This is a genomic window from Fibrobacter sp. UWR3, assembly GCF_900143055.1.
Classification (GTDB): domain Bacteria; phylum Fibrobacterota; class Fibrobacteria; order Fibrobacterales; family Fibrobacteraceae; genus Fibrobacter.
In genome coordinates, this window is sequence record NZ_FRCW01000004.1 from 235816 (window position 1) to 250507 (window position 14692).

Here is a 14692-nt window from a genome sequence, read left to right on the forward strand (position 1 = left end):
GTTTTATGGGGTATATTATGGATGTGCTTCCAGTCAGTCCTGGTTCTAGAGAAGGGATGCCGGATCGAATCGCGGGGTAGGACTCATTGGGTGTACGCTTTCTATTCCAAAAAAAGCACTCGGTCTTCGGGCCGGGTGTTTTTTGTGGTGTAAACCCGCAATTTATTGGTGTTTTGGATATTGAAACTTGCTCAAATGTTTAGTATATTTGGGACATGACTAAGTCCATCGAAATCCGCGACGCGCACGAGCACAATTTACGCCATGTAAACCTTTCCATTCCCCGCGATTCCATCGTGGTGGTAACCGGCGTGTCGGGTTCGGGCAAGTCGAGCCTCGCCTTCGATACGGTGTTCCAGGAAGGTCAGAGGCGATTCGTGGAGTCGCTCTCGGCGTACGCGCGCCAGTTCATCGGCCGCATGAAACACCCCGAGGTGGAGAGCGTGCGCGGCATTTCGCCGACAATCTCGATTGACCAGAAGACGGTGAACCGTAACCCGCGTTCGACGGTGGGTACGGTGGTTGAAATTTTGGACCATTACCGTTTGCTTTTTGCCCGCCTCGGCGTGCCGCATTGCCCCGATTGCGGGCGAGTGATCCAGGCGCAGACGGTGGACCAGATTGTCGATAATTTGTATGTGAGTGACGAGGGCAAGCAGATTACGGTGATGGCCCCGATTGTGCAGGAGCGCAAGGGCGAATACCGCAAGGAACTGGCCGAACTCAAGGAAAACGGATTTGTGCGTGCCCGTGTGGACGGGACGATTTATCGCCTGGAAGATGTTCCTGCGCTTGTGCGTTACGAAAAACACACGATTGAAGCGGTGATTGACCGCTTGACGCTTGAACGCAAGAATATGAGCCGCCTGCGCGAGGCATTGGAAGGCGCACTGAAATTGACCGACGGGAAGTTGGTGAGTTTCTTGCTGTCGGCGGGCGGTTCTGGCAAGGATGGCGCCGGAGAGGCTGGTGCTGGAACTGTGCCGGGAAAGGACGGCGTCGAGGAGTACCGCCTGCAGGGTACACTGCTCGCTTGCCCCAAGTGCGGCATCTCCATCCCGGAACTGGAACCGCGGTTCTTCAGCTTTAATGACCCGAAGGGCCGTTGCCCCGCCTGTAAGGGTATGGGCGAAAGTTACAAGTTTGATTTGGACTTGATTATCCCGGACAAGACGAAGTCCATCAAGGAAGGCTGCATTGCGACCATCAAGAAGGACGACGGTACGCTGATTTTTAGCGACTTTGGCCGCCGCAACTTGAGGAACATTGCGAACGAGATGCATTTTTCGTTGGATACGCCGTGGAACAAGCTCAAGAAGGCGCAGCAGGATGCCGTCTTGTACGGCACGCCCAGCGAATCGGAACGCGGGATTATCCCCATTATGCAGGAACTGTGGGATATGTGGCATATTTTCCACTTCCGCAAGTACATGCAGATAGGCGTTTGCCCCGAATGCCACGGTACGCGAATCAACCGCACGGCGAATGCGGTCACGTTCCATGGTGTGAATCTGACCGAGATGACGGAATGGTCCGTCGAGAAGTCGGTGAAATTTTTCAATAAGATTGACTTGTCCGAAAAGGAAAAGCGAATCGGCAAGGAGATTCTGAAAGAAATCCGCGGGCGTTTGAGTTTCCTCAATGCGGTGGGGCTGGGTTACTTGACTATTAACCGTAAGGCTTCTACTTTGAGTGGCGGCGAGGCCCAACGCATTCGTTTGGCGAGCGCTGTGGGCGCCGGCCTGCAGGGCGTGCTTTACGTGCTTGATGAGCCGAGCATCGGGCTCCACCCCCGCGATAACGATAAACTGCTCGGGATGTTGGAACATTTGCGTGCGCAGGGCAATTCCCTGATTATTGTGGAACACGACGAAGACACCATGCGTCATGCGGACTGCGTGATTGACGTGGGGCCGGGTGCCGGCGTGGAAGGCGGTCGCGTGATTGCGGCAGGGACTGTCGAGGAGCTCGAAAAGAATAAGGCGTCGCTGACGGGTGCGTACTTGAGTGGCCGCAAGGCCATCGAGATTCCCGAAAAGCGCAAGAAGATTGACAAGAATACGCCGAAACTCAAGATTTGCGGTGCCGCTGAAAATAACCTCAAGAATATCGATGTGGAAATCCCGCTGGACGGCGCGCTAACGGTGGTGACGGGCGTGTCGGGCTCCGGCAAGAGTACGCTGATTAACCAGATTCTGCGCCGCGAATTGGCCCGCGTGTTCTACAATTCCGAAGAGCCGGTCGGCAAGTTTGACCATCTGGAAGGCCTCGAGAATATCGACAAGGTAATTGAAATCGACCAGACGCCCATTGGCCGCACGCCGCGAAGCAACCCGGCAACGTACACGAAAATTTGGGACGATATCCGCGACCTTTTCGCCAGCATGGAAGAAAGCAAGATTCGCGGTTACAGCAAGAGCCGATTCAGTTTTAACGTGAAGGGCGGACGCTGCGATGCCTGCGAAGGCGCGGGCGTGAAAATCGTGGATATGCACATTTTGCCCAGCGTGCAGGTGACTTGCGAAGTCTGCGGTGGCAAGCGCTTTAACGATGCCACGCGCGAAGTGTATTTCAAGGGCAAGAACGTCTCCGAAATTCTCGATATGAGCATTGCCGATGCGGCGGAATTCTTCAAGGATATTCCGAAGATTGCAGAACCGCTGAATTTGCTTGTGGAAGTGGGCCTCGGCTACCTTACTTTGGGCCAGCCTTCGACAACGCTCAGCGGCGGTGAAGCGCAGCGCATTAAAATTGCTTCTGAACTGCGTCGCCCGGGTACAGGCAAGACGCTTTACCTGCTCGACGAACCGACGACGGGCTTGCATTTCGAAGATATCCGCAAGCTCATGGATTGCCTGAATCGCCTGCGTAGCCTCGGCAACAGCGTCGTGATTATCGAGCATAATCTGGACGTGATCAAGTGCGCCGACTGGATTATCGACTTGGGCCCGGATGCGGGTATTCACGGCGGTCGCGTGATTGCGACAGGTACGCCGGAACAGATTGCGAAATGCAAGAAGTCCGAGACGGGTAAGTACCTCGCGCCGGTGCTTGCGAAAAAGCACGGCGAAAATCGGCATTTTGACCGTACGCTTAAGGGCGGCGAAGACTTGTCGCTCGATATCGAGGTGCATGGCGCCCGCAAGCATAACCTGAAGAATATTGACGTGACGATTCCGCGTCACAAGCTTACGGTGGTCACAGGCGTTTCGGGCTCCGGCAAGTCGAGCCTCGCGTTCCATACGCTCTTTAGCGAAGGCCAGCGCCGCTTTGTCGAGACGTTGAGCACGTATGCCCGCCGCTTCTTGGGCCGCCCTGACCACGGGAGCATCGATTCCATTTCGGGCTTGGCGCCTGCGATTGCGATTGACCAGAAGAGTGCAAGCAAGAGCCCGCGCAGTACGGTGGCGACCCTCACCGAAATTTATGACTACTTCCGCATTTTCTGGGCGAGGGTCGGCACCCCGCATTGCTTGAAATGCGGGAAGCCTGTGTCTTCGTACAGCGCGGGCGACCTGATGCAATACGCCTTCGACCGCGACTTGAACAAGAAAGTCACGGTTCTTGCCCCGTTCGAAATCAAGGACGTGCTGAAGCTTTCCAAGATTCTCACGGAAAAAGGCTACCGCAAGGTTTACCTCGGCAATAAGCTGGTGGAACTTCCGCTGCCGAAAATCCCGACCCGCGAAAAGCAGTTGTTCGCTGTGGTCGATACGGTCGTGGTCAAGGAAGAAAACCGCGCCCGCCTGGTAGAAGCCTTTGAACGCGGCTACCGCGACGGTAACGGAATCCTTTATGTGGAAGACGAAAAGGGTGGTCGCTTGGCCTGCTCCGAAAAGCCGGGTTGCCCCGATTGCGGTTGGTACATGGATTCGGCGCTGAATCCGAAGCACTTCAGTTTCAATACGCACTGGGGCGCTTGCGAAACCTGCCTTGGCCTCGGTCATTTTAAGGACGGCGAAGTCTGCCCCGATTGCCACGGCGAACGCTTGAAACCGGAATATTTGGCGGTCCGCATCGGCGACAAGAACATCATGGACGTGAACCACATGAGCATCGCCCAGGCGCTCGAATGGTTCAGCAACGAAAACTTCAAGCGCGACAATTTCGGGAAAGACAAGAATGCCGACGGCAAGATGACGGTCGCCGAACCTTTGCTCCGCGAAATTGTCGGGCGTCTCAACTTCTTGAAGGGAGTGGGCCTCGGCTACATCGGTCTTGACCGCGCGGGCGACACGCTCAGTGGCGGTGAATCCCAGAGAATTCGTCTCGCAAGCCAGATCGGTAGCGGCCTCGAAGGCGTGCTCTATGTGCTTGACGAACCCACGGTAGGCCTGCACGAAAGCGATACCGCCATGCTGCTCGATACGCTTTACCGCCTGCGCGATTTGGGTAACACGCTCGTGGTGGTGGAACACGACATGAAGATGATGCAGGCTGCCGACCACATTATCGATATGGGCCCGGCGGCGGGCGAGTTTGGTGGCGAGGTCGTTGCCGAGGGTTCTCCCGCACAGCTTTCCAAGCCTTACGCCTTACAGCAGTTCCCGCGTAGCGAGACTGTCAAGTACCTCACGCATACCATCCCGATGGCGAACGAAATTGCGGCAAAGCCCATTACCGATTCTACGGAATTCTACGAGTTCGAAAAACTCAAGCACAACAATTTGAAGAATTTGTCTGTAAAGTTCCCGAAGGGCGCGATTAGCGTTGTCTGCGGTGTTTCGGGTTCGGGCAAGAGCTCCATGGTCATGGACGAAATCTACCCGCGCCTCAAGAAGAATTTTCAGGCACGCGGTCGCAAGAAGCAGAGCGGCGAAGTGTTGCTGGTGGACCAGAGCCCGATTTCAGGGACGCCTCGCAGCACGCCCGCCAGTTTCACGGGCGTGTTTGACGAAATCCGTAGGCTTTTCGCCAAACTGCCGCAAGCTAAGTTGAAGGGCTTCGATTATGGCCGCTTCAGCTACAACTTGGCTCGCGGCCGCTGCGAGGCCTGCGAGGGCCGCGGCGCCATCTCGGTGGAAATGCACTTCCTTTCGGACGTGTGGGAAGTCTGCGATGTCTGCGGCGGCAAGCGCTACAATCAGGAGACTCTCACCGTCACCTTCAAGGGTAAAAATATCGCCGACGTGCTCGACATGCGCGTGGCCGAAGCCTGCGAATTCTTCAAGGACCAGCCGAAAATCCTCCCGAAACTGGAATGCCTGCGCGATGTGGGCCTTCCGTACGTAAAGCTCGGCCAGTCCGTGACGACCCTCAGCGGCGGCGAATCCCAGCGCCTCAAGTTGGCTGCGGAACTTGCCCGCAAGCCTGCCCAAGAAATGGTCTACCTGCTCGATGAACCGACTACCGGCCTCCACCTCAAGGATATCCAAATCCTCTGGAACATGCTCCGCAAACTTTCTGCCCGCGGCGATACGGTCATCGTTATCGAACACCACCCCGATATCATCCGCCTCGCCGACTGGAAGGTGGAACTCGGGCCTGTCGGTGGCGAAAAGGGCGGATATTTGCTCGAAATGGGCGAAAATGCCCGCTAAATGACCATAATCACGTACAACGTCATTATTAAGATATTATTTTTATGTAACGAACTGGCGCCCGGACTTGTCCGGTGCCTATAGGTTTATCAACAGGAGATGTTATGTCTTTTGCCCGTTTGCTACCTCTTTTGCTGTTGGTCCCGGCCCTCTCTTTTGCCGATGCCGACAAGAATTTCAAGGTTGCACCGAATCAGTTCTCGACCGGAAGCGTGGTCGAACCTGTCGCCAACATGGCCGTCGAGGCCAAGGGTGCCGCGATGGTTTCCCAGAAGCCGGTCTTCCCGCTCAAGAGCAATAACCTCTACTGGCGTCACAAGAAAGGCCCCAAGGAATACCAGTGGGTGCAGGGCCAGGTGAACTTCACGAATTTCAAGAAACTCCATGCCTTCAGTCTCGGACAGGCGCACCTGAACTCCTTCGAAGTCGCCCAGATGCGCTTCTACGCCTCTCAGAACAAGAAGGCGTTCCAGGACGAAGACGACCTCTACTTCGACAAGTACTTCATTTACTCCCCGCGTGTGCCCAAGCTGTTCTTTATCAAGAACGGAAAGTGGCAAATCCTGAATGAAACGGATCTTCCGGGCGTAGCCGTCATCAAGAGCGACCGCAAGGATGTCTATGCCGCATTTGAAGATGCTCCGACCAAGAAACTGCCCAAGGCGGTTTACCCCCTGCAGCCCGATACTTACGTGTTTATGTTCTCTGCTCCCGGTACGCTTCCGGTGGCCGATATCGGCGTTGTCAAGTCTGGTGAAGTGTTGGTGATGAAACCCCAGCTGGTGGCTATCGATGCAGATGCCAGCAAGGCTCCTGATCTTTCTGTCGGTATTTCTGACGTGAAGAAGACCAAGAATCTCGAAGAAACCGAAATCCTGTTTGACCAGTTTATTGCCGAACTGCAGAAGGTGGTCGACCTTGTCGACACGAACGAGTTTGTGAAGCTGTATCCGAAGATGAAGTCCGCTGAATCCGTGGGGCTCTACTCCGGCGAACCGAATTACGAAACCTACAGGTCCGCATATGAAGGCACTCGCATGAAGGCCAAGTCTGACTGGCTGAATTCTAACATGAAGGGCGTGCCCGAACTCAATACTGCGTTCAAGAAGAAGCTCGATAGCCTGCAGGCACTCCCGCTGCGCGGTTCTATGGCTCCCACGTCGTTCGAGCCGGTGACCGACAAGGTTGTCGAGGGCGAGGATTCTACAGCCGCGAAGATGAAGGCCGTCAGGTTCAAGTTTGGCAAGGACAAGGAACGTTTCGATTTTGCTTGGGAAGGTACTGCCAAGGGCCTGACCGCCGAAGAACTCTACAAGTTGTTCACCGAACATGCAAGCGAGGTGACCGTCTATATTACCATCAAGCAGAACAAGCCTGTCTGGATTCGTAAGGACGGCGTTATTACGGGCCGTCACCACTACCGCTACACCCGCATCGAGTTTGAATACCAGGGTAATAACATGGTTGGCCTGGGTGATTTCTCGCTCCCCGGCTACATTGTGGACGAACCGGAGGTGCAGGAATGGCTGAATCATTACGATGCCGAAGATATTGCTCTCCAGCAGGGTGCTGCCGCCGAGGCCAAGGCCAAGGCCGCTGCCGCTAAGGAATCCGCGAAGAACGACACCGTGTACGCGAAGGATGCCTACATGCCGGAATTCACCAAGATGAGCATTCCGCGCATTATCCGTGACAACACGTTCGGTGCCGTGGCGCTCATTGACTCGGGCATGTTCCGTTACCGCGGTAGCGTAGTCCGCCTGTCTCCGTTCGCCATCATGACGACCGAAATGACGCAGAAACTCTTTGACCAGACGATGCTCCGCCAGCAGGATTCTACCAAGCGCATCAAGGATCGCTCGTCGTTCAAGAATCCGTCCAAGCCGGTCCACAACATCACGTGGGACGATGCTCGCGCTGCCTGTAAGCTTTTGGGCGGCGACCTGCCGACTGAAGCCCAGTGGGAATTTGCCGGCCGCGCCGACAACAACGAAGGCGCCCTCTGGACAATCGACGAAACTGCAGACGTGGGCGACTACGCCATCTATCGCGAGAACTCTTACAAGATGGGCAAGAAGAGCCAGGCCTACGGCCCGCAGATGGTTGCTTCCAAGAAGCCGAATGCCTGGGGCATTTACGACATGTCCGGTAACGTTGCGGAATGGACCCGCGACAAGTACTTCATGTTCTCGTTCTGGGTGGAATCCTCTAACCCGACTGGCGCCATGATGGGCTTCTCGAAGGTGTACAAGGGCGGTTCCTGGAAGGACGGCGAATCTGCGCTCAACCTCACGAAGAGCGATGACGAAGACCCGAGATACTGGTCCGATGCAATTGGATTCCGCTGCGTATTCCCGCGCAAGCTGTTCGAGGGCCGTTAATGCCTGAAAAAACATCCGTATCCGCTACGGAAGAACTCAAGAACGATACGCGATTCAAGTTTTTCCGCCGGATTATTTCTGCCCCGTACTTGCTGGCATTGCTCGGGCTCTTGCTGCCCCTGATGAATGTTTCTTGCGCCGAGAAGGTGATTGCCGAACCCTCGTTCTATGAGGTTGCGACAGGCGCCGACTTGCGCGAAACCTTGAAGGAACCTGCGAAGGGTTACCTCCTGAAGATGGAGAAAGATAACCCGAAGGCGCTAGACCGCTTCCGCACATCGATGCCCGAATTCCCGAAGCTCCAGCCGATGCCGGTGCTGTTCGGGATTGTTGCCGCTCTTGTGCTTGCTGCTGTGTTTGCTTGGTTCACTCCGCTCGGGTCACTTACCCTCGGGATACTTGCGATGTGCGCCTTGTGGGCTCTGCTTGCCCAGATGGGTTCGATATGCGCGAATATCGGAATGCAGGTGTTGCAGGTTGAACCTGGTCATGGCATCTATGCGGCATCCGTGCTAATCCTGATTGGAACCGCGATGAATCTCGCGGCGATAATCCGCCCGATTGTGGTAGAGGTGAAGGCGAAGCGCGCGGTGAAGAATGCCGTTGGTCAATAGCTATTGGTCAATGGTCATTGGTTATTTATAGCCGCTCGTTCATCCTGGACACAACGTGTCACGAGCGGTTATATACAAGCGCTTGAACTAATGGCCAACAACTAATGACTAACAACTAATTACACGTTAAACAGGAAGTACATGATGTCGCCATCCTGTACCAGGTAGTCCTTGCCTTCGGTGCGGACGAGGCCGGCTTCCTTCGCGGCATTCCAGCTGCCGTGCTTCAGGAAGTCTGCGTAGCTCAGCGTTTCTGCGCGGATGAAGCCGCGTTCGAAGTCCGTGTGGATGACGCCTGCGCACTGCGGTGCCTTGTAGCCCGCGTGGAACGTCCAGGCGCGGCATTCCTTTTCGCCTGCGGTAAAGAACGTGCGGAGTCCGAGAATCTCGTAGCCCTTGCGCACCACGGCGTCGAGGCCCGATTCCTTCATGCCGAGTTCCTTCAGGAATTCAGCCTTGTCGGCAGGTTCCATCGCAGATAGTTCTTCTTCGATCTTCCCGCTAATCACGATGACTTCGTGGCCGTTCTTGGCGGCGTAATCCTTCAGCTGGTCCACATAGGCGTTGCCCGTGAGGATGTCGTCTTCCTTCACGTTCGCGCAGTAGAACAGCGGCTTTGCGGTGAGGAGGCCCAAGTCCTTCACGATGCCTTCCATCTCTTCGCTGTCGTGCATCACGGTGCGTGCGGCCTTGCCCTCTTCCATGGTCTTCTTCAAAAGTTCGCAGGCGGCAAGGCGTGCCTTCGCTTCGGCGTTGCCGGTGCGGGCGCTCTTCGCTTCGGTGGAAAGTCGCTTCTCGACGGTGTCGAGGTCCTTCAGGATGAGCTCGGTCTCGATGACTTCCACGTCACGCACCGGGTCCACGGAGCCGCTCACGTGCACGATGTTCTCGTCGTCGAAGCAGCGGATGACTTCCATGATGGCTTCGCACTCGCGGATGTGGGTGAGGAACTGGTTGCCGAGGCCTTCGCCCTGGGCGGCGCCCTTCACGAGGCCGGCGATGTCCACGAATTCCGTAACGGCGGGGACGATGGACTTCGGGTTGTAGACCTTCACGAGTTCGTCGAGGCGGCTATCCGGCACGCTCACCATGCCCACGTTCGGCTCGATGGTGCAGAACGGGTAGTTCGCGGCCTCGGCTCCGGCGTTGGTGATTGCGTTAAAGATGGTGGACTTGCCTACGTTCGGGAGGCCTACGATACCGCATTTGAAACCCATGATAATCTCCGGTTTGATTTGCGCGGATAACCCGCGCTCTTTGAACGCGGGTAAATTTAGAAAGAAAACCTATATCAGGGCGAGTGATTTGTCGCAAATGCGGGTGTAAAATAAGGCTGCTTTGCAGGTACAAAATCGGGCTGCTTTGCGGGCGCTATTCCACGATCAGGGACTTCTCGTAAATAAAGTCGACTTCCTCGGGCGTGATTCCGCCTGGGACGAGGTCCAGTTTGGAGCGGTTCACCTTCATGGCGGCGGCGAACTTGTCGCGCATTTCGCGCGTAACCTTGCATTTGCCTATGAGCCTTTCGAGCATCGCGGCGAAATCGGCGGTGCTTTCGAGGCCCAACAGTGTCAAGATGCGCTTGACATCTTCGGGAACTTTCTTTTCGCAGATTTCCACGTAGGCAGCGAGGAAGTAACCGACGGCGGGGCCGTGCGGCACGCCCTGATGCAGCGTGAGATCGTAGCTCATGCCGTGCGGTACGGCAGTGCTCGTGTGCGCGATGGACATGCCCGCGATAGTCGAGGTGAGCATGAGTTTTTCGTAAAGGTTTTCGCTTACGGGGGCGTCGGAGAGGAGTGCTTCCTTGAATTCGCCCCAGAGCTTGAGGCCGTATTCTGGGCACATGCGGTTGAACGCGTTGGAATAGACGTTCAGGATGCTTTCGACCATGTGGGCGAGGGCATCGACCGCGGTGTTGATAATCAGCGTCTTCTTGGCCGAGGCGAGGTACTTGCCGTCGACAAGCGCGAGTGCTGGGAAAATCTTGTGCGGGATGCTCTTCTTCAGTTGAATCTTGTGGTTCGTGATGATGGCGACCGGCGTTGCCTCGGAACCCGTTCCGCAGGTAGTCGGTACAGCAACGACAGGTACGTGGCCGAGCGGCTTTTCGGGAGCCTTGTGCAAGTTGTCTGCGTCAACACTCGGGTTTGCAAGGAGCAATGCAACAGCCTTTGCTGCGTCAATGGCGGAACCGCCCCCGATGCCGATGATGTAATCGGCGCCGAATTCGCGGGCTTGTTTTGCGGCGTTCCCCACGGTATCGGTAGAAGGATTTTCCTCGACTTGGTCAAAAACCTGGTACGGCACGTGGCCTACATCCAGAACGGCGGTGACATCGTTCAATGAACCGTTCTTCTTGGCAGAAGTTTTGCCCGTCATGATGAACGCACGTTTCCCCATCGCAAGCAGGTTTTGCGCGTGGTTTTTCACGCAGTCCTTTTCAACATAGATATCCGTGGGTACATAGAAACGCATAGAATTGTCCTGAAATTATGAGAGTATGCAAAAAAAAATAGTAAATCGAGGTTGGAAAATTTTGCCGGCTAGAACCTGCGGACTACAAGGATTTCGAAGGCCGCTACGTATTTTTGCTCCAGATGTTCGCCAAACGCGATGGCGGAATATCCGCTTTTAAGAACGATGTTCCAAGCCCATTTTTCCCCGATGTAGCCCAAAGCGGTCTTTATGTCCGATTCGGGTAAGAGCAGGTTGCCGTCGTCAGCGTTCTCGCGTCCGTACGCAATGCCTACAACGCCCCAGAGGTTCCAGAAATACCCGTTGCTGAAAACGAAGGTGTAGGTGTACCCGACGTCACCCCAGATGGAGGTGATGTCGCGCTTGTCGTTTACGTAATCGAGCACTCCGTCGTTGTCTTCGGCAATGTTTCGTTGCAGGCGCCCGCCGATAATCAAGCTCCCGGCTGATTTTTTTTGTCGGCGATCCAAAAAGTAGGCGCTCCTGGGTGCAAAAATTTCTTTCGCGGTCGCCATCCAGAGCATCGAGAAATACATGTCCGCAAACCAGAGGTCTATGAATTCCTGCTCCTTTTCGCCGTCGCGCTCGACTTCCGCGGTAAAGCCGCTGTAAAAGCGGAGCTTTGCCGTAAGCCACCAGTTCCCGGGGAAAAAGTCAAGCCCCGTCTCGAAAGCCTGGGTGTCTGATTTTCCATTCGAGGTGGTAAAAGGGAGGCTGTACTTGAAATCGGCGGACACGTCCCACGAAATCCCGAATGTGGTAAACAGACTGTCGTAACCGACGCCGATGCCCACATCGACCGGGCGGTTCGAATTGAGCATCGAGTTGTTGTAGGCGGAATTCCAGGTGGCCACGAAATTGTAATCGCACAAGAAACGCAGCGAGAATCGTTCACGGAACTTGGAAACCGAAGGCTCGTCGCTGTCTTGCGCTTCGGCAAAGGCAAACCCCGCGAACACCAGGGCAAACAGGAATATTTTCAGGACGCACTTCATCAGGGGCCTTGAAAAGATAATAACATAAAGAGCCCCTAGCGCATCAGTCTGTTCCAAAGAGCATCTTCTAGATTGCGTCTGGAATCTACGACGGCGGTGACATCGTTCAAGGAACCGTTCTTCTTGGCAGATATTTTGCCCGTCATAATGAACGCACGCTTTCCAACCGCAAGTAAATTAGGGGCGTGGCTCTTCACGCAGTCTTTTTCAACGTAGATATCCGTGGGCACGTAGAAACGCATAGAAAATACATTTCCTGATTATTATAATCCGAGTCCTTCGATTATTGAGCGAACAGATGACTCGTCAGTAATTTCCACTTTGGCAAGAATGATTTTTATTCCATCAATGTTTTTTGTTCGGACGAATTCATCAAATTGGTTCATAAAACCGCCGAGATATAGCCGTTCGTTTACCGTCATGCCTTTATATTTTTCAGTCATTCAATCATCCGCTTTAAAACTATAAGTCTTGTCTTGAATATACAAATCTTGTCGTTCGAACACCTGTCACGGTTCCAGAACGACTTGATTGACTAAGGCTTAATTACTTCTTGCTGTAGCTGGTAGAGCTTATTCCCCTGTTCTACACAGGGGCGTAATACGCGCAACCAGGTTACCATAATCCCAATAATCGAGGCACACATTGCAAAACAGCCGGGCCTGGTGGCTACAATCCCTTCATACGCCACAATGTTGGCGAGGAGAAGGAAGATGACGAAAAGAACCAAGTCGCGCCTGGCCACGGGAGTGTATTGAATGCCGAGCACGTCTAGCAGCTTCTGCTGCCGCCGCGCGATATCCCACAAAATAAAGATGCCAATAAGATACCCGATATCAGGAATAGCCGCGCACAAGATTGCAATGGTCGGGGAAAAAGTTGTCTTGGTGAGGCAACGCAGGTTCGTCAAGGCATGGTCGAGCCACGATGGCCAGTAAATGGAAAACAGCACCCCCATAAGTGCGCCTATGACCGAAGAAGCGATTATTAGAACTATATTCACTATCGTCAAATAGTAGAGATAGTAGAGAAACCGAGCGGTATCTGCATCATTCCCGTCTGCGTTCGCCATATAGCCAGCAATCTCCATGGCGATAATGCATAGCACTATGCATACAACAATAAGGATAAGCCAAAGTTTCAAGAAGAACATGGTGCGGGCGCCTCGCCGGGAATTGTCTTCCAGACGCTTGCTATCTGAACTTGTATTTTTTGGTTGCAACGACGGCATTGAAAAAAATATAATTACGGGTACTTCGCTCCGGGGATGTCCTTGAGGATTTCTTTCCAGAAATCGCGGAATTCCTTTTCGGTGACGGGGCCGCCAGCGCTGAGTAGGCGGTAGTGCTCGCCTTGCCAGACGTAATCGACGGGGGAGGAGTCAAAGCCGTTGTGGGTGTAAAATTCGCGACGGCGGTTCCTGAGTTCGAGTTCTTCTGTGTCCTTGGAATCTTCTTCGACTTCGATATCGACGACGATGCGCGTGTCGGGGTGTTGCCTGCGGATGGCCTGCAGGATTTGTGAACCGTACCCACGGCTGCGCAGCTCTGGAACGACTGCGAAATAAACGATGTTCGTGATGCTCCCGTGCGTGATGGAGTTCGAGAACCCGCAGAACATGGGGGTCGCGGCAATTTTTTTCCCGACTTCAGCGTGATTCTCGCCTTCCTCCTTGTCGAAAAACGCCCAAAATTCCCGCTTGATTTTATCGTCGAGTAAATGCTTTATCGGGATGCGTTCGTTCGCCGGGAACGCCGATTCGTACAGCGCCTTGACCTGCGGCAACCACGGAGATTTCTTTGTGATGTCGAAAAACTGGAGCATCCGCAGAAAGAATAGGATAATGTAGTTCGCTCGTCAAGTAGGGGAGTGCGCTTCGGAGCGTTTTAGTGTATATTTTCTCTCATGAAATCGTTTGAAAATAAAGTGGTTGTGGTGACGGGCGGGGCGCGCGGGATTGGCGCTGCCGTCGTGAGTGAATTCGAGAAAGAGGGCGCGAAGGTCGCCTACATCGACATTCGCGAGAATCCCTGCTTTGTGGGGGACTTGTCGAAGAAGGATGTGCTCGAAAAATTCGCGCAGTTCGTTATCGAAAAGTACGGGCGCGTGGATGTGCTGGTAAACAACGCGCTTCCGCTGATGAAGGGCATTGACGAGTGCAGCTACGAAGAATTCAGCTATGCGCTGGCCGTGGGCGTGACGGCCCCGTTCTACCTCGCGAAACTTTTCGCACCGCATTTTGGGTCGGGTGCAAGTATTATAAACATTTCCTCGAGTCGCGACCGCATGAGCCAACCGCAAACGGAAAGCTATACGGCGGCGAAGGGCGGGATTGCGGCTCTTACGCATGCACTTGCTGTGAGTTTTGCTGGTCGCGTGCGCGTGAATTCCATTTCGCCGGGCTGGATCGATACGGATTTCAAAACCTACGAAGGCCCCGATGCCACGCAGCAGCCCGCAGGCCGCGTCGGTAACCCGCTCGACATCGCGAACATGGTGCTTTATCTCGCGAGCGACAAGGCCGGCTTCATCACCGGTGAAAACATCTGCATCGACGGTGGCATGACCCGCCAGATGATTTACCACAACGACTGCGGCTGGAAATTCGAAGGATAAAGCCGCACTTTCTGGACAAGTGGGGTAAGAATGGTTATATTTTTATTAAATAACAGGCCGTTGAGGCG

11 protein-coding genes are annotated in these 14692 nt (G+C 54.5%); 4 read left to right on the forward strand and 7 right to left on the reverse strand.

Features of this window, described 5'->3' with window-relative positions:
- The first annotated feature begins 215 nt into the window (after nt 1–215).
- The 3 genes from uvrA (at nt 216) to BUA44_RS06805 (ending at nt 8535) form a co-directional block, all read left to right on the forward strand.
- Nucleotides 216–5540 carry an excinuclease ABC subunit UvrA gene (uvrA, locus tag BUA44_RS06795; protein ID WP_072810080.1) on the forward strand — a complete coding sequence of 1775 codons (5325 nt, stop codon included), beginning with the start codon at nt 216–218 and terminating at the stop codon, nt 5538–5540.
- Between the two features lie 104 nt (nt 5541–5644).
- Nucleotides 5645–7921: a formylglycine-generating enzyme family protein gene (locus BUA44_RS06800; RefSeq protein WP_072810082.1), complete on the forward strand. Its 2277-nt coding sequence runs from the start codon at nt 5645–5647 to the stop codon at nt 7919–7921.
- A complete protein-coding gene (locus tag BUA44_RS06805; RefSeq protein WP_072810084.1) occupies nt 7921–8535 on the forward strand; it encodes a hypothetical protein in 615 nt (204 codons plus the stop codon). Before BUA44_RS06800 ends, BUA44_RS06805 begins: the two co-directional genes overlap by 1 nt.
- Before the next feature lie 119 nt (nt 8536–8654).
- Here the strand turns inward: BUA44_RS06805 and ychF are convergent, their stop codons facing one another.
- The 7 genes from ychF to BUA44_RS06840 all read right to left on the reverse strand — a co-directional run bounded on the left by ychF (nt 8655) and on the right by BUA44_RS06840 (nt 13832).
- Nucleotides 8655–9752 carry a redox-regulated ATPase YchF gene (gene ychF, locus BUA44_RS06810; RefSeq protein WP_072810086.1) on the reverse strand — a complete coding sequence of 366 codons (1098 nt, stop codon included), beginning with the start codon at nt 9750–9752 and terminating at the stop codon, nt 8655–8657.
- Between the two features lie 154 nt (nt 9753–9906).
- Entirely contained in the window at nt 9907–11013 is a 1107-nt protein-coding gene (locus BUA44_RS06815; RefSeq protein ID WP_072810089.1) for an iron-containing alcohol dehydrogenase family protein, read from the reverse strand.
- Between the two features lie 68 nt (nt 11014–11081).
- Nucleotides 11082–12008, reverse strand: a complete 927-nt coding sequence (locus BUA44_RS06820; RefSeq protein ID WP_072810091.1) for a DUF4421 family protein — start codon at nt 12006–12008, stop codon at nt 11082–11084.
- 35 nt (nt 12009–12043) lie between these two features.
- A complete protein-coding gene (locus BUA44_RS06825) occupies nt 12044–12250 on the reverse strand; it encodes a hypothetical protein (RefSeq protein ID WP_072810093.1) in 207 nt (68 codons plus the stop codon).
- Nucleotides 12251–12271: 21 nt separating this feature from the next.
- Nucleotides 12272–12451 (reverse strand): hypothetical protein, encoded by a 180-nt coding sequence (locus BUA44_RS06830; protein ID WP_072810095.1) that lies wholly within the window; start codon nt 12449–12451, stop codon nt 12272–12274.
- Between the two features lie 92 nt (nt 12452–12543).
- The gene (locus BUA44_RS06835) at nt 12544–13239 is read right to left on the reverse strand and encodes a hypothetical protein (RefSeq protein WP_143151894.1); all 696 of its coding nucleotides are present in this window, start codon (nt 13237–13239) and stop codon (nt 12544–12546) included.
- 14 nt (nt 13240–13253) lie between these two features.
- Nucleotides 13254–13832: a GNAT family N-acetyltransferase gene (locus BUA44_RS06840; RefSeq protein WP_072810100.1), complete on the reverse strand. Its 579-nt coding sequence runs from the start codon at nt 13830–13832 to the stop codon at nt 13254–13256.
- An 81-nt stretch (nt 13833–13913) separates the two neighbouring features.
- Here BUA44_RS06840 and BUA44_RS06845 point away from each other — a divergent pair, with 81 nt between their 5' ends.
- Nucleotides 13914–14624: an SDR family NAD(P)-dependent oxidoreductase gene (locus tag BUA44_RS06845; RefSeq protein ID WP_072810102.1), complete on the forward strand. Its 711-nt coding sequence runs from the start codon at nt 13914–13916 to the stop codon at nt 14622–14624.
- Nucleotides 14625–14692: the final 68 nt, after the last annotated feature.